Origin of the sequence: Algisphaera agarilytica (assembly GCF_014207595.1) — a bacterium.
Lineage (GTDB): Bacteria > Planctomycetota > Phycisphaerae > Phycisphaerales > Phycisphaeraceae > Algisphaera > Algisphaera agarilytica.
Window position 1 is genome coordinate 1,073,695 of the sequence record NZ_JACHGY010000001.1, and the last position, 22,278, is coordinate 1,095,972.

General features: G+C 53.6%; 15 protein-coding genes. 4 read left to right on the top strand and 11 right to left on the bottom strand.

The window, feature by feature from the left end:
* Positions 1-86: 86 nt before the first annotated feature.
* The 5 genes from HNQ40_RS04655 to HNQ40_RS04675 all read right to left on the bottom strand — a co-directional run bounded on the left by HNQ40_RS04655 (position 87) and on the right by HNQ40_RS04675 (position 7,341).
* Positions 87-1,898 (bottom strand): ABC transporter ATP-binding protein, encoded by a 1,812-nt coding sequence (locus tag HNQ40_RS04655; RefSeq protein WP_221435378.1) that lies wholly within the window; start codon positions 1,896-1,898, stop codon positions 87-89.
* A 349-nt stretch (positions 1,899-2,247) separates the two neighbouring features.
* Positions 2,248-3,465, bottom strand: coding sequence for a winged helix-turn-helix domain-containing protein (locus tag HNQ40_RS04660; RefSeq protein WP_184676716.1), 1,218 nt, complete (start codon positions 3,463-3,465; stop codon positions 2,248-2,250).
* Positions 3,466-3,585: 120 nt separating this feature from the next.
* Positions 3,586-4,899 carry a carbohydrate ABC transporter permease gene (locus tag HNQ40_RS18055; protein ID WP_221435380.1) on the bottom strand — a complete coding sequence of 438 codons (1,314 nt, stop codon included), beginning with the start codon at positions 4,897-4,899 and terminating at the stop codon, positions 3,586-3,588.
* Between the two features lie 37 nt (positions 4,900-4,936).
* The gene (locus HNQ40_RS04670; RefSeq protein ID WP_184676717.1) at positions 4,937-5,821 is read right to left on the bottom strand and encodes a carbohydrate ABC transporter permease; all 885 of its coding nucleotides are present in this window, start codon (positions 5,819-5,821) and stop codon (positions 4,937-4,939) included.
* Entirely contained in the window at positions 5,818-7,341 is a 1,524-nt protein-coding gene (locus tag HNQ40_RS04675) for an ABC transporter substrate-binding protein (protein WP_221435381.1), read from the bottom strand. Before HNQ40_RS04675 ends, HNQ40_RS04670 begins: the two co-directional genes overlap by 4 nt.
* 120 nt (positions 7,342-7,461) lie before the next feature.
* Between HNQ40_RS04675 and HNQ40_RS04680 the strand changes: the two genes are divergently transcribed.
* A complete protein-coding gene (locus HNQ40_RS04680; protein WP_184676719.1) occupies positions 7,462-9,483 on the top strand; it encodes a hypothetical protein in 2,022 nt (673 codons plus the stop codon).
* Positions 9,484-9,677: 194 nt separating this feature from the next.
* On the opposite strand, the gene HNQ40_RS04685 is transcribed toward HNQ40_RS04680, so the two are convergent.
* Together HNQ40_RS04685 and HNQ40_RS04690 are read right to left on the bottom strand one after the other, a co-directional pair.
* Positions 9,678-12,206: a beta-mannosidase gene (locus HNQ40_RS04685; RefSeq protein WP_184676720.1), complete on the bottom strand. Its 2,529-nt coding sequence runs from the start codon at positions 12,204-12,206 to the stop codon at positions 9,678-9,680.
* Between the two features lie 6 nt (positions 12,207-12,212).
* Positions 12,213-13,238 carry a LacI family DNA-binding transcriptional regulator gene (locus tag HNQ40_RS04690; protein WP_184676721.1) on the bottom strand — a complete coding sequence of 342 codons (1,026 nt, stop codon included), beginning with the start codon at positions 13,236-13,238 and terminating at the stop codon, positions 12,213-12,215.
* A gap of 718 nt (positions 13,239-13,956) precedes the next feature.
* Here HNQ40_RS04690 and HNQ40_RS04695 point away from each other — a divergent pair.
* From HNQ40_RS04695 to HNQ40_RS04705, 3 genes are all read left to right on the top strand, one after another.
* The gene (locus HNQ40_RS04695; protein WP_184676722.1) at positions 13,957-14,850 is read left to right on the top strand and encodes a PEP-CTERM sorting domain-containing protein; all 894 of its coding nucleotides are present in this window, start codon (positions 13,957-13,959) and stop codon (positions 14,848-14,850) included.
* A gap of 191 nt (positions 14,851-15,041) precedes the next feature.
* Positions 15,042-16,445, top strand: a complete 1,404-nt coding sequence (locus HNQ40_RS04700) for a Gfo/Idh/MocA family protein (RefSeq protein ID WP_221435382.1) — start codon at positions 15,042-15,044, stop codon at positions 16,443-16,445.
* A gap of 232 nt (positions 16,446-16,677) precedes the next feature.
* Positions 16,678-17,373 (top strand): hypothetical protein, encoded by a 696-nt coding sequence (locus HNQ40_RS04705; protein WP_184676723.1) that lies wholly within the window; start codon positions 16,678-16,680, stop codon positions 17,371-17,373.
* A 685-nt stretch (positions 17,374-18,058) separates the two neighbouring features.
* Here HNQ40_RS04705 and HNQ40_RS04710 read toward each other — a convergent pair.
* The 4 genes from HNQ40_RS04710 to HNQ40_RS04725 form a co-directional block, all read right to left on the bottom strand.
* On the bottom strand, positions 18,059-18,574 hold the full coding sequence (locus tag HNQ40_RS04710; protein ID WP_184676724.1) for a hypothetical protein: 516 nt from the start codon (positions 18,572-18,574) through the stop codon (positions 18,059-18,061).
* A gap of 87 nt (positions 18,575-18,661) precedes the next feature.
* The gene (locus HNQ40_RS04715; RefSeq protein ID WP_184676725.1) at positions 18,662-19,579 is read right to left on the bottom strand and encodes a type II secretion system protein; all 918 of its coding nucleotides are present in this window, start codon (positions 19,577-19,579) and stop codon (positions 18,662-18,664) included.
* A 596-nt stretch (positions 19,580-20,175) separates the two neighbouring features.
* Positions 20,176-21,147: a 3-keto-disaccharide hydrolase gene (locus HNQ40_RS04720; RefSeq protein ID WP_184676726.1), complete on the bottom strand. Its 972-nt coding sequence runs from the start codon at positions 21,145-21,147 to the stop codon at positions 20,176-20,178.
* 105 nt (positions 21,148-21,252) lie between these two features.
* Positions 21,253-22,080: a hydroxypyruvate isomerase family protein gene (locus tag HNQ40_RS04725; protein ID WP_221435383.1), complete on the bottom strand. Its 828-nt coding sequence runs from the start codon at positions 22,078-22,080 to the stop codon at positions 21,253-21,255.
* Between the last annotated feature and the right edge of the window lie 198 nt (positions 22,081-22,278).

A 22,278-nucleotide genomic window follows, 5' to 3' on the forward strand; every position in this document is an offset into this window, starting at 1 on the left:
CGAAATGGGTATGTACAGCGTGTTCGTCTTCTGCAAACGTTGAATGAGACATCGAATCGTTCCTATCGTTTCGGCCGTCAATGAAATCAGACGGCAGTCATTTCTTGTTTCAAGTCCTCTTCGAGCGCCGTCTGGATGTGCCAGAGCCGGCGGTACAAGCCATCGGCCTGCAAGAGCTGATCGTGGGTGCCTTGCTGCATCACCCGGCCACGTTCCAATACCAGGATGCGATCGGCGTGCATCAGCGTGGACAGCCGGTGCGCGATCAGGATCGTCGTGGCTCGGCCCTGGCGCTGCCGCAAAAAGTTCACGATCATCGCTTCGGTCTTTGTGTCCACCGCCGAGAAGGCGTCGTCGAGGATAATGACCGGTTTGTCCTGCAGCAACGCCCGTGCGATGGCAACACGCTGCCGTTGGCCACCGGACAGCGTGACGCCTCGCTCGCCGACCATTGTGTCGTAGCCCTCGTCGAACCGCTCGATGGCGTCATGCACCGCCGCGCAATTCGCAACGTCGATCATGTCTTCGTCCGGCGCTTCATGTTGGCCGAGCTTCAAGTTGTCGCGCAACGATTTGGTGTACAGGAACGGCTCCTGCATCACTGCTCCGATTTGTGAACGGACGTACTTCCGGGGCAACTGGCCAAGGTCGTAGCCGTCAATCTCGATAACTCCAGAGTCGGGATCGTAGAATCGAAGTAGCAAGTTCACGATCGTGGACTTCCCGCTACCCGACGGACCGAGTAACGCCAGCGTCTGACCTGGTTCGACCTCGAACGACAAGCCGTCCAAGACTGATTGGTCATCCTGGTGGCCGAACACGACGTCACGCAGGGTGATACGGCCGGCCAGCCGATCGGTCAGCGAAGCAGGAGAGTCTGCCGCGTCCAGTTCCACCGGAGCGGAGAGCACCTCGTCGATCCGCTGCAGCGCGACCAATGCTTTGCCCAGCTCTGACAGCGTTCTCCCCATCTGCCGGGCCGGCCAAACCACCAAGCCCACGTAAAGCCAGAACGTCACCAATTCGCCGACCGGCATCTTCCCCGAGGCCACAAAAGCCGCCCCTGCGAACAACGCCAGCCCCATCTGCACAAACACCAGAAAGTCCGACACCGACCAATACACCGCAAACACCCGGTAGAGCGTCCAGTGCTTGGCCCGGTGGTCGGCGTTGCGCTTATCGAACTTCTCTTGCTCAAACGCCTGCCGGGCGAACGCTCGGACCACGCGGATGTTCGTGAGGTTTTCCTGCAGCCGGGCGGTCAAAGCGCCCTCGGCCTCGTCCATGTTCTTGAACGTGAACTGCACCACCCGGAAGAACACTAACGCAAAGCCGACGAGGATCGGCAGCACACACGTCGAAATCAGGGCGAGCCGCCAGTCCAGCCAAAACAACACGGGCAACGCAATGAACAAGTTCGCCAGCGCCCGAACGACCTCAACCACCTGCGTCGCGAGGAACTCGCGCGTCGTGTCGACATCGGAAGTGCACCTTTGCACGAGATCGCCGGCCTCGGCCTCGTCGTGGTACGCGCAGGTCAGGTGTTGGAGCCGGTCAAACAGCCGATCGCGCAACCGACGCACGATCGACTCCGACGCCTGGTTGGCCAGGGCGCCTTCCAAAAACATGAAAAATGAAGCAAAAACCGTCAGCCCAACGATGAGCAGGCCGATCCACCCAAGCCCGTCGCGCAGCGTTTCCGCTGAAATGATCTTGGCCAGCCAAGCCTCATTGATCGGCTCCCCACCGAGGCCGTGGTCGATGGTGATGCCGATGACCAGTGGCACCAGAAACGTGAGCCCGATCGCAAACGCCAAGGCGACCAGCGCCGCGGTGTAGCGCAGCCGCTGTCCCGCCATCTGCCGCCAAAGCATGAGGTATTTGTGAGTCCAACGCATAGAAATAGCCCAAAAGAAAGCATTGTTCAGGAAGAGGTTTTCCGAACGGCTTGCTGTCGGGCCACGGATACGCGTGGCGAACAACCAACAAAACAACCCGCTCGGGGACAAGCGGGTGTGGTCGTGATCCTCGATAGAGACTCGGAATTATCCGTAGTTGAGGAGTACATCACCCGCGACCGGCTCGTTGATGCCGGCGATGAAGCCGAATGCGATCGGCTTGATCATCCAGATGTAGGTTTCGCGGGTGTGCATAGAGTATTTCCTCGTTGGAAGACACAAGTTAAGGCCAGGGATCGACTGGATCAAGCATCAATTCTGCGAATCTCAAAAAAATCAAATCGCCTCGTCAAAGCGCACGGCAGGCCCGCCGGAGCTCATTGGCCAAACGCACCCGCCGGCCGATCACGACCTCGGCAAGGCCCAACCAATCGGCAAGCTCACGTAACGCCTGGGCCAATTCGACGGCGGTCTCGTCGGGGGCAACCGTTTCAACATGTGCCGCTTTGACCTGAAGGACACCCGATTGGCGATCAGCCTTCAGGTCCACGCGAGCCACAAGCGTCTCGCCCAGCAAAAACGGTAGCACGTAATACCCGTGCACCCGTTTCGCCTCAGGAACATAGATCTCTAAACGGAAACGCATCCCAAAGAGTCGCTCCGTGCGTTCGCGAGTCCAGATCAACGAATCGAACGGGCAGAGCAGAGCACGTGAAGCGACCTGTCGCGGAACCCGCAAGCCCGGTGCCGTGTAGGCGGCCGGCCAATCCTCGACAGAGACGGGGACCGCGTCACCTGATTCGATCAGCTCGGCAAGACGCGCACGGGTGTCCGCCAGAGGCAGCCGCAGATAATCACGGAGGTCTTTTTCGGTCGCCACACCGGAAGCGTCGAGCGCTCCGCGAAGTAGCTCACGTTGCGCCTCTTCGCGAGACGGCGCAGGCGCTTGCGTCACATTCCTAGGCAAGACTCTATCGGTGAGGTCGTAGACCCGTTCAAACGTACCGCGTCGAGTCGCGGTACTCACAAGGCCCGCCCAGAACAGCCATTCGATGGCTCGCTTCCCTTTAGACCATCCACACCAAGAGCCGCGGGAACGCCCCCCTTCCGTCAGCTCCCCCGCCGATAGTGGCCCCCTCATTTCGATCTCAGCCAAGACCGAATCGATGAACTTCGCATTGTCTTTTCGGAAACGTACGAGACCGCTGTAGATGCCTACCCCCGCGCGAGCATCGTCCATACGCCACCGCCACAGCGGATAAGACTCGACAGGAAGTAAAGACGCCTCGTGTCCCCAATACTCAAACAATCGACGATCTTTCCCCGAATACGCGGCTTGATGTAGAGCTTGGGGCTTGGAGGCACCAACTCGCGCGTACAAAGTCAAGCAATGAGCACGCGCCAGAACATTCACGGAGTCGATCTGTATTATCCCCAACCGACGGACGACATTGCTAATCTTAGGAGCCGTGACAGGCCGAGTTGAGGTAGCGGGAGGCTTACTCAAGCCTTGAGCGACGATGGCGACTCGACGAGCTTCTGAGATTGAAAGACGGCTACGCGGCATAGCCTATAGATTAGGCCTTTGACAATTCAGTTGCTTTCAGCATAGCTTTACACAACCCCCACTAGAGGAACATAGCAAGACTAGCTTCCAGATTAAAAAGATCACCGTCGAGCAGTAACCTCAGCCCTTAAGTCCCGACATCGAGACTCCCTCGACAAAAGTTCGCTGGGCCATAAAGAATAAGATCAAGACGGGCATTACGATCAAACAGCTTGCAGCCATCAGGAGGTGCCACTGCGTTCCCCCGTGCTGGCTTTGGAAAAACTGCAGGCCTAAAGCAAGAGTAAAATCACTTTGATCCGTCAAGTAAATCAATGGACCCAGGTAGTCGTTCCACGTAGCAAGGAACTGGAAAAGCGCCACAACCGTTAATGCGGGCTTCGCTAAGGGGAGGATGATCTGCCAAAAGATCCGCCATTCATTGCAACCGTCGATGCGCGCCGCCTCGGATAGCTCTTTGGGAATCGTTCGAAAAAACTGCCTCAGCAGAAACACGTTGAAAGCCGATGCGAAAAACGCAGGCACCCACAATGGTTTGAGCGTTCCGATCCAACCAAGCTCGCGGAACAACCCGTACAGCGGGACCATGGTGACCGGGAACGGTATCATCATGGTGGCTAACACGATCACAAATATTTTGTCTCGGCCAGGCCAATCGATCCTTGAGAACCCATAGGCCACCACGGCGCTCGAAAAAACCGTGCCTCCGACCGTTAGCACACAGAGGATTAGCGTGTTGGATAGATAGCGAGGAAACTGCCCCATCTCTTCTACTGCCTGACCGAAGTTGCCCCAGCGCACGTCTGCGCTAGATCGCAGTGATTCCAACGAAACAAAACGGGCCTCCGTCTCCGTATGGGCTAAGCGTTTACGATCATCCCAAGCGATGTATCGTTTTTCCAACGTCTCCATACCGACTTCGATTTCTCGGGCAAAGCTATAAGAACGCTGTGTGGCACGCTGAGTTTGGTCGTAGTGCAGCACAAGGTCTTTCCGCATCACTTTATGTGGGAAGCCCATGACCTCTGATTCGTAGATGTACACCCGGACCAAGTCTTCGTCGGCTATACCTTCGATAGGCTCCAAAATGCGGACAGGACGATCGTCGTGCGCAATACTCCGCCAGTGTGCGTTGATCTTATGAGTTGAGTTCAGGACCTTGTCCGAAACAAGCACGGGAACCGCATCGCCACCACGATCAACCACCCACTGGTATGCAAAGTTGACCTCGACAGAATCGTCGCCTGCCGAAACCGCGGCGTCGTAACTCTGCTGATCGACATGGACAAAAACTGTCTGGCCCGACTCTGCCACATCCCAACTCACCGGAATCCACTGAGGCGGCATTGTCATGGTTTGCTCGGCTGGTTTCACCGCGGTCACAAACATCCAAGCCAACGGCATCAAGAACACCAATGCGCCGATTGTGAGCAAGACGAATCTCAGGAGTTGTAAGCCTTTAAATCGCATATTATTCGCCTGCGTAATACACGTGGCGGCTTACGAGACGATTTGCCGCCCACGTTAATCCCAAGATGATGAGAAAGAGAACAACGGCCATCGCGCAGGCGTACCCCATGTTGCTGTACTGAAAAGCATTTTGATAGATGTAGACCGCGTAGAACAACGCCGAGCGATCCGGGCCGCCGTCAGGCATCATGACGAAGGGCTTCACAAATTCTTGTACCCCAGCAATGATGCCCATGATCAGGTTGAAGTAGAGGACCGGCGAAACCACCGGAACCGTGATGTGCCAAAACTGGTTAAACGGCCCCGCCCCATCAATGTCCGCCGACTCGTACAAGGAACGTGGCACATCCTGAAGGCCGGCGAGGAACAAGACCATCGATCCGCCGATCTGCCAGACGGAAGACATAATCAGCATCGGCTTGGTCCATGCGGGGTCGCCGGTCCACTGCGGCCCCTCAATACCCACCAAAGTCAACGCATGGTTGATTAATCCCAAGTCGCCATTGAAGAGCCAGATCCAGATCATGCCCACCGCCACCAGCGGCACGATTGCCGGGATGTAGTAGCAGGTGCGGAATACAGAACGGCCCAAGATCGGACGGTTCAATAGCACCGCCACAACCAACGACAAGCCCAGCGACATCGGAACCGCGAATAACGAGTAGACCATGGTGTTCCACAAGGCCCGCCAGAACACGCCGTCGACCACCATCTCGCGGTAATTCATACTGCCGACCCAGACGGGCTTACGTAGGACGTCGTAATCGGTGAACGAGTAGTAGACTGCCATGCCGATCGGGTAAAGGCTGAAAACCAGCGCGCCGATGACCCAAGGGCTCACGAATAGCAGGCCGGAGGTCAAGCGCCGGCGGGTATCGCGTGTCATTGCTCCGCCCACTCTTTCATCCGCTGTTCGCCAGTCAGGGCCCACCTCTGGCATTCCCGGTCGAACTTGCGCTGGATGCGCCGACCGGCATCCGACAAAGCCTCTTCCGGCTCAGCCAACCCCGTATACACACGATTCGCCGCCAGAGCCAACTCGTCGCGGTACTCGCTCCAGATCGACAGCTTTGGAATCGGTTCGGCGTGCGGGCTGCTAGCAAGTTCGATAAACACACCGATTGCTGGATTTGGGTGATCTTCAATAAAGCTGTCAGAATATGCTGCGAGTGGACTGAACTTGCGGTGGCCAAGGCAAAGCTTTTCGATAGCGGGCCGACTTGCAAGGTATTTCATGAACTCAAACGCTTCGTCGATGTTCTTGGCTCCGCGTGGAATGACCACAACATCGCTGCTAATCAGGCTAATGTTTTGACCAATCAGATCACCTTTAGCCGGAAACGGCGCGGCGCCCCAATCCAAGGCCGGGGCGTATTGATCGATGAAGTTGTACATCCACACCCCCTGCATCACCATGGCGACCCGGCCATCCAAAAATGGGTTCTGCGGCGAAGCAAATTCGCCTGTCGAGTCGCCGAAGCGTTGGTAGTTCACGATGCCGTACTTCTCGGTGTAGCTCCCAAACCAGCTCATTGCTTCGATGTTTGCTGGGTGTGTGGCGGTGACCACATCACCACCGTCCCAAAGCTCGGCCCCAAACCAAGCCCCCCACTGCTCGTTCCACCAGCCCGGCTCGTTTGGATTGAAGCCCACACGCAATAACCGAAAATCTTTTGCAGCTTTTTCTTGCTCGGTGAGCTCGGGGTAGTAAAGCTGAACCGGCTCGCCCCCACGGATCACCTCCACGTAAGTGAGTCGCTCGGCCATTTCGTCGAGCTCAGCCAAAGTGACAGGTGGAATCTCGGGGTCCAGTCCCGCTTCACGGAACATGGCTTTGTTCCAATGCAAAGCAGTGGTAGCCGGGGTGGTGGGCAAAGCCCACATGAATCCACGGTGCTCGCAAAGGCTCCATAGCGATGGAAGGTAATCTTGCTTTTGAATCCCGCCTTGTTCCAGTCGGCGGTTGAGCGGTGTCAGCGCTCCTTTTTCTGCCAGGGTCGCGACGTTGCGGTCCCACAAGCCTGCAAGATCGGGTGGGTTTCCTCCTGCCGTCGCCAAGAGCAGTTTGTGCTCGATCTGACTTACTGTAAGGCGTTGGACGAAGATGCGGTCTTGCGAGACATTGAAATCGTCGATGACCGATTGGATGGCGTCTCCCTCAAATCCTGCCCACTTCTCCCAATACGTCACAATGATCCGTCCGTCGGGCGTGTATTCGGGGTCTGAGCCACTGCAACCGGTCATAAAACAAGACAGGAAAAGGATATGTGTCAAAATCAAGCGCATGATTGATTCCTGCGTCTTGAATTCGGGATGGAGATCTACGGCTTGAAACACTTTACAGATGATAAAATACCACTTAACTAAAGTAAACCGATACAGTATAATTTTAGCATCCTGTGTCAACCCCTTCTCTTTTTGATTGGCAAGCCCTTGCGCCGACTCAGATTCAAGCTAGCAGTACTGGCCGCCTCTTTGGCCTGCCTACTTACAGTCAACAGCAGATCAAGCGAAGTACCCGCGCCGTTGTCGACAGATACCCAGGACTGGTTTGGCTGGAATGGAGAGAAGCTGGCCGAGCCCCACGCAAAGAAATCCGACGCTAATCGTGGTTTGCACATCAGATCAGGAGGGCTCAAGAATCATGCAGTCTTCCTGAAGCAGCCACTCGAAGGAGCTTTCGATTTATCGATCTCACTCGAGCCCTTTGATGGCACAGCAACCCATGGCGTCATCCTCGCGGAGAATCGCTCAGGCATGCCGGATCCAAGCAACTGGGTAGCCATCGAACGCCTGCCGTCTGATGGCCACGTCGCAGTGCGAATCCACGGGGTTCGCGATGGGCAACCAATCGAAATTCAGCCGCCGCGGCTGGCCCTCATTGAAGATGGATCGAGCGAGGACACCCTTCGTGATTCGATAGCACGCGGAATCCTATTCCCGCCTGACGATCCACCACGGTTGCGGGTCATGCGAAACACCCTGGGGGGGGTGTTTCATTTTTTGTTTTCAGACCACCGTCTAATTGATGGGGAGATGGCTCGTGGCTGGTCGGAGCTTCCCACCCTTAGCGACCGCGATGGAGCTGCGTATTTCTTTGGTGTATACGCAAGCGATCTCTCGCCAAACCAATACGCGGTGTTCTCTTCTCCAACATCTTCGCCGATGCCGGCTACCGATAACCATCCATCCGACCAATATTTTGGAGCCAATCGCCGCGGCTATACCTGGGCCGGCTACCACGGCGACGCGGTTGTGGTGAGTTTCGACGAACGGGCCGATTGGCCAGACGCAAAGTTCGTATTCTGGTCCGAAGCGAACTATATCCCGTGGTGGCATATCAACGATCACGTATCACTGACTTACGAATTTGTTGAAATTTGGGGAGGGGGTACGGTCGGCTGTAACGAGCCTATGTCAGACCACCTCCTGCGGTGGACCCGGGCTAAGATCATTGAATCTAATCCCGCCCGCGTGGTGGTTCAGTGGGACTACACCCTTATTACCAGCAACTACCAGTGGTGGAACAGCCACCCCAGCATCCGCCCCACAGTCCGGGAAACGTTCACGTTCTATCCCGATGGCGTAGGGGTGCGCAAGGTGACCTATCGGCCGCCTCTCGAAGACAAGGACACGCATCACAAGTGGGGCCACGAACTCGGCGAGATCATCGTCAGCTTCGGCGGAGGCAAGTTCAGTCACGATTTTCTCACCACCCCCTCGCTTTCGGTTTTCGACCTTAAAGACGAACGCCACGACTACAGTTGGGACACCAGCAAACCAACCGGAAATACTTGGACCCACCAGACCGAGGGGTGGCCCGCGGTCATCATCCAGAGCAACTTCAAGAAAGGATTGGCTAGCCCGTTTATTGCTTTTGCGCAAGATGAGAGAGTACACGAATTCACTTCACCCACTGTGCCGATTCAATTCGGCAGCGACTGGGAGCTCAACGCCTGGCCAGGCCCGGAAGAGTTCACCGACGATGCCGGACGCCTTGACCTCGGCGGCTTTTCACATTGGCCGGTCATGAAACAACCCTACGATTCGCGTAGCTGGATCGGCAGTACCGTCTTACGCGAGCCACGGCACCTCTCGCTTATCTCCGTGCTCAGCGGGCCCGGTGGTTACGAATGGCCTGTCGGCCCAAAGAAACGAACCTTCGCCATGCTGATCGGCCTGAACAACGATCCACAAAGCGGCGAGGCCAACGCCCGGAAGCTGACTCGATCCTGGATTTACCCCGGCCGCGTCTCAAACGTAACTACAGATTTTGAATTTGCCTCATTTGATTATTACGAACGGGCAATACGCTTCCGCGCGACCGGCGAATCCTCCAGGCTACAGTTCACATTGACCCCCGAAGCCGATATCCACCACCCCGTAATCATCGTCGAAGACTGGAAGCTCGCAACCCAAGAGGTCAAGGTTACGATCAATGGCACCTCGCTCTCAAAATCCAAATACGCTGCGGCCATCGAAAATGGCAGACTGATTCTTTGGCTTGATACGTCCATCCGGCAAGCCACATCGATCCAGATCGAGTAGTCACTGCCCAGAGAAGTACCAAGCCCTAGCCTGCTAGAGCCGACCAGCCCCAATAACGTTACAGATGTTCCCCTAATCGGCTCATCCGCTTCGAGCCATGTACACAAGAAAACCCTGACTGCATCTAAAGCGAACCGCTTCGTAGACAGTCAGGGTTATCTCGGAGGCCGGGTCCCCACCCGCGATGGCCTTACTCAGTTGGCATAGGTATTAAGAAGATGCTTAACCTCAAGCTTCTGAATGAATTGCTCATGATCCAAAGGCTGATTTACTTTGACATGAACTGTTTTGGGCTGCCCCCCTCGCAGGTGGAAGAAATTATCGCTGCATCGCAAATCAACCTCGGGATGCGTCAACCAGACCCAAGCGGCACACCGCTCAGCCTTAATTGTCACATCAAAACCACTCTTGTTTGCTTCACACCCGACGACAGCCAACTCCGGATTGCTTAGACCCATGTGCTTGGGGCGCTCAAAGAATAGATTGGCAGACAAGACATCTTGAGCGTCTTCCGGCTCGAATTCAAGCCAAAGTGCCACAGAACTTTTGCCGTATTCTGCCAGCTGATCCGCGAGATCGATCCAATACACTGGTCGGCCCATCATCGGCTTTGCGGTAATCTCGGCCTCCCCCGACTTAATGGCTTCGCCAGTCAAAGCTGTGAGTGTCCACGTCAGCCTACCCTTCACCCAACGAGATTCTTCGTGCGTGAGATGAACTTCCACGACACCATCTTTTGCGGAAACCACCGAAAGCAGGCGCGGAGCAAAACTCCGCCTCATCACATAATGAAGCCCCTTCCATCTCCCGTAATAGTCGATGGACGACCAACTCGGCCCGGGCCACACGTCGTTGAGCTGCCAATACAATGCACCCATGGTTCGTGGAGCACAACGTCGCCAGTGTTCAACAGCAGTTTGGACGCAATGAGACTGAAGGATCTGGGTCAACCACAGCGTGTGTTCAAAATCGTGCGGCAGCTTGAACCAACGCGCCAGATCATACATGATCCGCCCCGTGCCAGCTCCCGCGCGTTGGCGGTGGTCCACCACTTGCGAACACAGATTGCCGTCTCCAAGAGAGTGATCAATCACCGCAGCCATCGTCTTTGGCTCGGGGAAGCCCTGGAAGCCAAACTCGCTCGCAAAACGCGGTGCGGTTTCGCGATACCAATCGATATCTTCGCCAGAGTGCCATACGCCCCAGACATGGTTATCCCCACTGCGCTCGTCCATGACGTCGATGCGATCCCCGATGGTCTTGAGCGGACTACAAGGCCAGTACGTCGTATCGGGGGCGTTCTCCTTAACCACGGTTCCCAGCATGCCATCAAAATCGAAGAACGGAAGGTACTGCTCCCATGACATCTTGCCGTTACCCGGGGTATCGGCCATATTCAGCCATTCGAGCTCGTTGTTTCCGCACCACAGACAAATCGATGCGCGATGGTTTAAACGCTGCGTGGCTTGAATTGCTTCTTGGCGAACGTTCTCGATAAAGCTTGGATCAGTCGTCGGATATGGCGCACAGGCGAACATAAAGTCCTGCCAAACGCAGAGTCCGAGCTCATCGCAGATATCGTAGAACTCCTCAGACTCGTAAACCCCTCCGCCCCACACCCGGATCATGTTCATATTGGCATCGACGGCATCACCCAGAAGTGACCGGATACGGCCTTTAGGGATGCGAGAAGGAATCACATCGGCTGGGATCCAATTGGCACCTTTGGCAAAAAAACGCCGTCCGTTGGCTTCAAACGCAAAAGATTCACCCCATTCGTCGGCCTCCCGAACGAGCTTAAACTCACGAAGACCGATATGACGGCGAGCAACATCGAATACACCGCCCAATTCATCACGCAACTCTATCTCTACGTCATAGAGCGGCTGCTCGCCCATACCCGCCGGCCACCAGAGCTCGGGCTGCTCGATTAAAAGCTCGGCGTCCAAAACTCCATCTTTAGACTCAACATCACAGGAGGCAACCTCCATACCCAGTCGAGTGATCTTGATCTTCGATCGCAACGCTGAATAGCCCTCGAACTGAGACAAAGGCGCCTCAACCCTAACCACTACGCCCTTCTGGCTATGTTGCTGACGGACACCCACTCTTTCCAAACGAGGAGTATCAAGCGCTACGAGGCGAATCGGTGCGTGTATACCCGAGGTCACGATCATCGGACCCCAATCCCATCCAAACTGCGACTGCTGCTTTCGGATCCACGCACGCCCTTTCGCATCGGGCAAGTCCCAGAAAACATGCGGGATTGGAGCCTGCTTAATTTTTTCAAGACTGTAATTCACCGAAGATTCAAAAAAGACCTGAATCGAGTTTTCTCCAGCTACCAACGCCTGACGGACATCAAAGCGCCACCGACGGAACATGTTATTCGCGGCCCCGCACTCTTCCCCATTGACTACCACACGGGCGAGCGTATCCAAACCCTCGCAATCAAGTGCAACGCAGTTATACGACAGCCAGTCTTTGCTCACATCAAATACACGCTCGTAAACCCAGTCTGTCTTACCAACCCACTGGACCTGGTGCTCGTTCATGCGGTAATAGGGATCGGGCACCAATCCTGCGGCAAGTAAATCCGCATGTACACACCCAGGGACCTGCCCAGGGAGGTCGTACTGGCCGTCTTTGCTACGAAGAGACCAAGTGCCGCCCAAGTCAAGCACTTGGGCGGTGTCGGCATGAGACGTTAAGTTGGCTGTCATTCTTACTTATTCTTTCACGCGGGTTGAATCCCTCTGAACCAGCTTTCCCGGCACCCGCAGATGGACCAATGGCTGAGGCTTGTCTATGAGCTGCAAAACTCGATCAAAGGCATGAGCCCCGATTGCATGTAGGTCGATGTGGATAGTAGTCAGAGCCGGACGCAGGTAACGGACCGGCTCAATATCGTCGAAGCCCACGATGCTGAGGTCGCCCGGGATTTCAAGCCCCGCGTCATGAGCAGCATCGTAAGCCCCGATCGCCAGATAGTCCCCACCAGCAAACACCGCAGTGACGCCACTCGATCTCGACAGAACATTCGCTAGTGCGGTGCGGCCTCCGGGCGGTGAGAAGTCTTGGAACTCCACGAGATCTTCGTCCAACTCGATACCGGCTTCTTGCACCGCCATGCGATAGCCCAAATACCGTTCCTGAGCATCAACATTGTCAACGTTACCGCCCAAAAAAGCGATCCGGCTGTGCCCTAGTTCAATCAAGTGCCGGGTCGCCAGCCATGAACCCTCGATGTTCTCCGGGCGGACCGAGTCGGCCACCACGTGTGGCGTCGAGGGAGAAACCATCACCGTAGGCTTGCTCGATTTGGATATCGAACGCAATATCTCCAAGGAGGGGCGCCCCGTGATCAAGCACCCATCCAACGCATCAAGATTTACTTGAGGCGGCAGCTTCCCGGCTGTGTCGGGCTCGGGGACCTGGAAAAACGAAAGCCTGGCCCCGAGTTTTTGCGCATGAATCGAAGCCCCAGCCAAGACCTGACCGTAGTAGCTGTGGCTGCTATCCGCCCAGGCGTCAAACGCTAGAAATCCATATTGACCGATTTCCCCCTGAGAATCCCGTCCACCTAGACGACGAGCAGCGGTATTCGGTCGAAAGCCAAGATCTTTGATGGCCTTGCGGATCCGGTCACGTGTCTGATCCGAAACCCCCCGGCGGTTGTTGATGACCAACGAGACCGCCGACTTCGAGACACCGCAGCGCTCCGCAACTTCTTTGATACCTACTTTTTCCGACATATTGAACTCTAGATTTGTGCTGTGAACGCAAAGAACGCCCGGACCACTAAACCGCTAAAGTATGCTTGACTAGGACTAAAATGTCAAGCAAAACATCCCTTCGCCGCATGGGTATTTAGTGTTTTTTTCAATAAATATATATGTTTAAATTATTTATATAACTTTTTGCTCCCTTTATTCCGCTGAACTGCGCATTCATCATACGCTCTAATCCAAAATCGACTTTCGCCAGGCTGTTTTTTCAACCCCCAGGTTAGCCCATTAGGGATTAACTGAACACGAGACACACAGACAAGAGCAAGACCATTAAATGGCAGCCCGCACACTCTTAAGCGACCCCAGCTTGCAGGGCGTCTCGGTGGCCACGGAATCTTCGCTTATACGAAACAAGGCTGCTCGAGACACGAAAACCCGAAAGACGATCGATGGAATAGGCCTCGCGTACACCGCCATGAAAAGCCGCAGCCGAAAAACCCCAAGTCGGACGCTTTTGAAAAATACCCACAAAAGCCAGCCAACTAAACTTCATTAAACCGCATAGATTCACTTAAATAAGCATTTTAAGACCTTTTACACCATCGGCACTAACACATAGTGGGCAAAAACTTAAAATAATACTTGACAGTGCAGTATATTTTAGTAGAATTTGCGTACGTTTTAGTTCTAGGCCAACTTAAATTGGCATCATTTCATTTAATCACGAGGAAAGGAAGAGATCATGAACACTAAGTCTTTGCTTGCAGGAGTGGCTGTCGCCGCTGTAACTACCAGTGGAGCCTCAGCCGCAGTGCTTAGCGCGTCCAATACCCGCTTGGCGTTTGGCCCCGTCGCCAACGGTCAAAATGCGTACGACGTGAACATCACTACCGGCCTAGGAGGAGGTCTTACCTACGAAGGTGAAGGCAACATCGAAATGAACGGCATTCCCGATGCCGACGACGTCATGGGCGGTTCTGCAGGCGGCCAATACGTGGTTGACTACGCCTTCTACAACGGAACTCCTGGTTCCGACCGTATCGATAATGGTTCGGGCGGGACTTCGAGTACCTTCCTGTTCCAAGAATGGGCTGGCGGTGCCGCTAACGTCATTACATTCGATCCTTTAGATTTTGACGAATTGAACGAGAATGGTGAAGGCGGCAGCGACGGCGGCGACAACCGCATGGACCTTTTCGTTGATGGCTCCCAAGTACTTCCCCTCGGTTCCGGTGGAAGTCCTGAAGATGGTGCGGATAACACCGCCCGTCTCGCTGAGGGTTCTTTCACCATCGATCTTACGGGACTAACCTCCGGCTCGGTGTTCGTTTTCCACGGCGGTTTCAACAACGGAACCAACGACCAAGTAGTCACCGCAACCATTGGTGCGACCTCCATGATGTCCACGGTGGACCCGGCCAACGACTTGGAGCGGGCCCAGTACGTGTCCGTGTTCGAGTACGACACCTCGGCTGGCACCACCCTGGACCTGGACTTCATCATCAACGGAAACAGTGGTAGCCGTAGCCGCTTCGCCGGTATCGTAGTCACCGACGTCGTTCCTGAACCCGGCTCGTTGGCTCTTCTCGGAGCTGGTAGCGTGTTGATGGCCGTACGTCGCCGTTCGGCTCGCTAATACAAACTTTTGTACCTCCACATAAATACTCTTGTCGAAAGGCAAGAGTGTTTTTTTAGACGACTTACATAAAACTTTTCCTGCAGAGCCTCTGGTCAAGGCAATCAATAGCTTGATTTAGATTAGCCGCACATGATTACCGAAATTGTTTGCGTAACTAAGCCCAAAATTTACCCCGCCCTGGATAGTGCATGATGCCTAAAGCCATGAACCGTCGTAAATTCCTCAAAGCCTCTGCCGCTTCCGCGGTCGGCGCAGGCTTGGCTCCTAACATCGCAATGGGGCAATCCACACAATCCGCGAATGATAAGTTGAATATCGCCATGATCGGGGCGGGCAACATCGCCGGTATGGCCTACGGCCCTTGCAGCACAGAGAACCTCGTCGCAATCGCGGACGTCGACGAAAAAATGATGTTTCAGAAAGTAGACGAAGCACCCCAAATCAAAAAGGCTAAGAAATTCAAAGACTTCCGCGTAATGCTTGACAAGATGGGCAAACACATCGATGCGGTCTGTATCAACACTCCTGACCATACTCACTTCGTCGCCACCATCGCTGCCATGGAGCGTGGAATCCATGTCATCACTCAAAAGCCATTGACGCACAATATCTGGGAAGCCCAGACTCTCCAGAAAGCAAAGCATAAGTACAACGTCGTCACAAACATGGCAGTGCAAGGGCACACCTATCCAGGCATCCGCCAGATGCGTGAGTGGGTAGAAGCCGACGTCTTTGGCCAAATCACCGAAATTCACTCCTGGCGAAAAGGACCGCCATGGCGTCCGGACGATGGAGAAAGCAACTATTGGCGTAAGCCTTCAGAGTTTCCACCGCCCGCGACCCCTAAGCCAAGTAGCCTTGATTGGGACCTGTGGAAAGGTCCGGTCGTCACGGACCTTCCCTACAGCCGCTTCTACCACCCCAGCGGTTGGCGTGGACACTACGCCTTCGGAAACGGCCTGATCGGCGACTGGATGGTCCATATTGCTGACGGACCGGTTTGGATTTTAGATCTCTACGACCCAGTGGCAGTAGAGCTCGAATGGATCGAAGGCGGTAATAAATGGATAGCGCCGGATGCAAGCCGTGTCCGCTGGGATTTCGAGCGACGGGGTGACAAGAAACCATGCACCTTCTATTGGCATCACGGCCCAGATGTTGACAAATTAACGCCGAAGCCCGAAAACTGGAGCTGGGGTGACCATCTACCTGATCACGGCACGCTCTACTTCGGAGACAAGCAAATCGGCTATACGGACGAGCGTTCAAATAAACCTCGACTGGCGAGCCGCGAAGATACTCGCGATTTCAAGAGGTCTGGCTATCCAGACGAGAAATACCCCCGAGTTGAAGGTGGGCCGTATAAAGAATGGATTCGCGCGATTAAACAGCTTGGCCCAGAGCCAGGCGCCAACTTCGACTATGCAACCCCATTTACTGTTACTGCCCTACTTGGCGCATTAGTAACACGCTTCGGCGGGCGTATCGAATGGGATCCCGTGAAGGGCATCACCAACCGTCCTGAGCTCAACACTTATATCAAACCTGAAGTTGTACCCGGATGGGAATACGGCAACGAGTTATGGACGTAGCGATATGTGTAATTGACGCTGAGCTCTTGGAGCGATGCAATTTTCACCGCATTGAATTCGCCCTGCGAGGCAATACTCAATATGACAGTCTGCACATCGTTGATAAACAGATCCACGCCAATCGTACTATACAAGCGTGCCAAAGGAGACCTCCAGATTGCTTTCTTTCAGACTCCAGAATGACACTAGCAAAGACGCGACCGGCCCAAGTGTTGCCTACCTAGCCATATGCTTGGGACTCATCGCCCCGAATGTAACAGCCGATCCTGTGATTGACGGCACAGTCAAAAGCGAGGAATACTCTTTCTCAATTTCTGGTGTTGGTGACAGCTTTGCGGACTTCTTTGGCCGCAGCTCACACCTCCATCTACACAAAAATGAGAAGCTGCTTTTCGTTGCACTTGAATCAGGCGGGAACAATCAGGACCCAAATGCAGGCGTACTCTATCTTGACGTCAGAGAAGGAGGACCTAGCACGACATCCGAAATAGAGAATATTTCGGGAAACAACGATCAAACGTACATAGCAGGTAACGTCCGAGACTCCACACGCGCTGCAGATCTTGAATTTGCTCCAGGATTCAATCCTGACTACGCATTGCTGTTCGAGTTTACTGGATCTACGCGGCTGTACCCAATTATCCACGACGATGGTATCTACAAAGTCGGCAAAGCCGAAAGTATTGAGCTATTAGCCAGCGACGACATTCTGTACGTGCGAGAGCTAGCCATACCACTTGACGTTTTAGGTAACCCAGAAGAGATTAAATTGCTAGGTACGGTCATAAGCAATACCGCATGGCGGTCAAATGAGTTCTTCGGGGTATTCGATTGGAATATCCCTGATGGAAGTATTGGTCGCGCGGCATTCTCTCTCGAATCCGGTGACTACGAAACTTTTTCACTTTCAATATCTGAACCTGATTAAGCACTAAAAACTATCTTCAAGAATATCAACCTCCATTAGATCAGAAAATAGACCGGCATTTCTGAATAGATTGCATTCAATAGAATTGGATTGACAACGAATAGAAAAAGTTCGCAATTGATAACCGTAGTTCTGCGGCGTTGCAACAGCGCACTTGTAATTTTTTCCTTGCCATATGTACAGTCTGTTCGCAATGAATTTGGGGCAGAGCTAGGTATTGGGGCCATATCTAATAACTACATTATCCGGTTGAATCTGCAATCACCGCGCTTACTCAAAATTACAGGTAGAAGCTAATCTCGGTCTATTTCCATCGAATGGATAGGTATACTCAATCTACAAATGCAGGGAAATCAACGTGCCGCTGCACATTGATACCCGCATAAATCGAGTAAATTATCGATTGGACTGCGTTGGAAAATTACTGACTAACAGTGAAGCTGCCAAGTACTTCTGAAGTGTACTTGCATACCGCCTATGGTTTGCACCTGATATGCATGCCGATTTCAGGATATTGCGTAATGTTTCACTATATCTGAATCAACTCAGTCACAGCAGCTAGCTGCTAATCAAGATATCTGAAGCAAGGAAAGAGTGATTAGCGTACATATTTTGCAATCTGGACTGCAGCGAATAGGGTAGCTGTCGTTGCTCATTATGCATCTAGATTTCAGATCTTTATTAATCACGGGACACAATAAATAGCTTTATCGCCTGATTGACATAGCCCTAGCCTAGCATCGCTTCTCATCTTGTTTCCTGCACTAGACTCAGCGCCTATCCATACTCCAGATTCAGTGTCAGCAGTAATCAAGTCAAGTTCTTGCGAGCCCGTACCGAATCGATCTGTCGTTGTAGCAAAATAGACAACGGTAGCATCGACCGACGCCAACTCCTCAATTGACATACCGGCTCTGACATCGCTTGGGTCGCCGCAGGTATAAACGCCCACCTCGAGGACTGACCCAACAGTACCTAAGCCGACTAAATCGACGGTCGCATTATTTATGTTACTGGGAGATGCTTCCTCAAAGTCCGCAAGAATCAGACGGTTGGTATTAAGGTCATACATCCACTTGGCCTTAATACCCTCGCGGCCATCATCAGAAAAATGCTGATACACAAACCATCCTGCAATAATTGTCAAAATTACTGCTACTCCGCTTACGAGCTGTGGTGAATCATTGAGCTTATTTAGCATGACAAATGTTTCTTCGAAAAACGCGTTGATCGAGTCAACTACCTAAATTACGACAGACGTTTTCTTTGCCCATTAACTACATTTGTATTACTTGGATGCGTCATACATCGAAGTAAGAAATCCAGCTGCAGCAGCATCTGATTTCGCATGAGCATCATCGTTGTCTACAAGGGCTACGTGTGAGTCGACAAACAACCAGTTTGTAGAGATTTCCCCGGTAGCCAATAGCGATTCACGACCTTGCCGCGAATGGTGGAGGAACGTACGGACCGCCTCCGCGGGATCATTCGTCGAAGCCGCACGAATCTCTGCTCCGGCAAATCCACCGGCCACAGACCTAGAAAGTGAACTTGTTGTGTTCTGGAGCCGGATATGTTCACCCGTCATGAATGTATCCGCACCCTGATTGACAAAATCAATCCGGTACGAGAAACCTTCAGTCCCCGCAAGGCCCGGCGCATCTGGATTGATGTCTCCCGATATGGTGTTTGTAGTCGTCTCCAAACGATTCATGCCGTACGTGCGACCATGCACATCTGGTACTGTTTTCGCAAAATTATCAAGCGGGCACAAGTAGATCGCAGGTTCCGGTAAACGCTCAGGTATCCCATTTGACATGATGATGTTGGTACCACCATCATTAAATGCTGATATCCCTCCACGACCGTCATAGCCACCAGCTCCTAGAAGGTCATCAAAAGTTGCATGATTGGGGTTGCCGCCAACATCTCCTCCTGGCTGTGCTGGCGAGTTGGTCAAGTCGTTATAGCTTCGACTATTAGCCGGAGTAATAAAGCCGTCGTAGTCATTCGTGTATGCCGCCTGAGCACGCCCAATCTGCTGGAGCTGAGTCGCGCACCGCGTCACATTTGCCGTAAAACGAGCACCGCTCAAGGCCGGCAGCAAGATACTAATCAACAGCGCAATAATACTAATAACCACTAGAAGTTCGATCAGAGTAAATGCAGTCTTTCTACGGCGGTAGTTCGCAAAATGGTTTCGCATGAGATTGACTCCGTTTATGAATGTGTGCGAGATGCGTAAGAAGGCAGATTACAAGGATCAACGTGAAGCTAATTGGACTTAAGGTTTAGATACTTCAAGCTATCCACAAATGAGTGTTAAGTTCTGCTAAGCCGCGACATACCGGCAAGCGACTATATAGCTAGGCATTCATGCGACAAACGAGTGTTTCTACAACAGCACTTACTAGCCATACCCTAAAGTTTAGCTAAATTTTTAGTTCTGTCAAGTAGTATTTAGATTATTTTAGTGATGACTTCTATAGGGCTTCAACCGCACATCAACACCACCCGCACACGCGCTAGCGGACCTTTTGGCCGAAGCGACTAAAGCTTATGTTTGACGGAAACCTCACGGTAATTCGACCGCACCGGGCAAGCGCTCCCCCGTCGCCTTAGTTCTGGCAGTTCGGAATTTCGAGACGAACCCGATTTACTTCTTACAAGCCAATAGCCCACCCCTTTGCAGGCGCACACCAAGGTAGGCAATTAGCCGAGCACAAGAGGGCTACCCCTTACCGGCGGCTAGCCTAGCGACAAGCAGAAGACATCGGGATTACTCCAACAAGGGCACTCAGTTCAGTCACTCAGGCAACTACTTGAATCAACCACCGACAAGGGACGCTCGGGAAGACGCCGCACCCAAATATTTCGATACCGCACAGCATCGCCGTGTTCTTGAAACTGAATCGGCTCCTCATCGGCGTGTTTCCAGTAACGGGCACGCTTCTCAAAACGGGTCTGCCCTTCGAGATGCCAATTGTCTTGAATCAACACGCCGTTGTGCAGTACCGTCAGCGTAGCGGGGCGCAACACCTCGTCGCCATCGCCGAAAATCGGTCGGCGGAAGATAATGTCGTAGGTCTGCCAACGCCCCAGCCCGAGACCCGGGTTCACCAGCGGCGGGTTCTGCCCGTAGATCGCCCCTGCCATGCCGTCGGCGTAGGTAGGGTTCGCCAAGCTGTCGAGGATCTGCACCTCGTAACGACTCATCAGCTTAATTCCGGAGTTACCTCGGCTCTGAAAAAACTTCTCGTCGTAGCGTTCCGGCACCATCCATTCAACGTGAAGCTGAACATCACCAAACGACTCCTTGGTCAGCAGATTACTGGTGCTGCGTTTGACTTCGAAGTATCCGTCTCTAACAACCCATGAGTCAGTTGGATCCCCCTTCTCGGGCTTCTCAAACCGAAACGCAGAGAGATCCGCATCTGGCTGAGTTCCGTCAAAGAGGACGACCGCATCCGAAGGCGTCAACCCTGGGCGCTGCTGTAGGCTGGGGGTGGGTGGCTCGACCACCTCGGGCTGCGGCCGCTTGGGGTCGTGTACCTTCCATCGGTAGACTTCGTTCGCTCGCTCGCCTTCGGGGAACTTCTGAGACCTATACGGGGGGTGCTTCTTCTCCGGCGGGTTCGAGCGCACGTGGCCTTCAAGCATGCACACATCCGTTTCGGCGGATGGCTCGACCTCATCGGCCCCACCCGTCTCCACGACAAAGCTTGCGACCAGGACCCCAGTCAAAACAAAGCCACAACCCATTGAAGTCTTCATCAAACACCTTTTTAAATAGTAGAATTCTGACAATCCCACATCATGATTAGACGACGAATCTAAATCACGAACCGTACGAACCCATAGCTTCCAATCAGACCAGACTCACTTGATCACATCGCACCGTCGATAGGCCTCGATGAGTTTGCGCTCGCCCTCTTTACCATCGATGCTTATACCGTGCTCCATTCCTAAAACACCGGAATACCCCCTGCGATCGAGCTCGGCGAAGATATTGGCGTAGTTGATTTCCCCCGTCCCGGGTTCGTTTCGCCCAGGACTATCTCCGATCTGAAAATACGCTGTCCGCAACCACGTCTTGTCGATGTTTAACATCAGGCTGCCTTCCATAATCTGGGCGTGATACAGGTCATTCAGGATCTTGCAGCTCGGCGAATTTACAGCCTCACAAATCAGATAGGCCTGCGGAATGTGAGACAAGAACATCTCCGGATGGTTGGCCCAACGGTTTAATGGTTCCAGCGCCATGACAAGGCCAGCGGGCTCGCATACTTCTGCCATCGCCCGCAAACAATCGATCGCATTTGCGGTTTGATAGTCCCACTCCAAATCCTGGACGTACGGCCCGGGCACAATGGTGCACCACCGGGCGTTCACACGCTTAGCCACCTCCACCGCCTCGCGCATTTTCTGCTTAAGCTTCTCTCTCGCCTCCTTGCCTCCTCGGACGTAGATCGGCTCCCCCCAGAATGTCTTGGCCACAAAGACCCCCATAGTCATCCCAAGATCATCCAAGGCCGAGGCGATCTTATCCTGCACCGCCACCTCTCGATCCATCAGGTGATTGTCCTCCCAGGCCCGAAAGCCCGCGTCGTGACAGAACTTGATTTGATCCACCAGATCGTCTCCCGCGTGGTGCTTGAACATGCCATAGTGAGGAGCGAAAAGCATGTTGAATGGCTGTGAAGGCATAGACGGCCGCCCTTCTGTCAATTGACCGGCAGACGAGAGCGTAAGTCCAGAGCCAGTAGCGACGCCTGCCACCATGAATTCTCGCCGGCTGATCAAATCCACCCCCTAAGAAACACGGTAAACCCAATACTCGCAGGCGACACGTGATCAACATACATAATTTACTACATCGATCCACTAAAATTTTTCAATATTAAG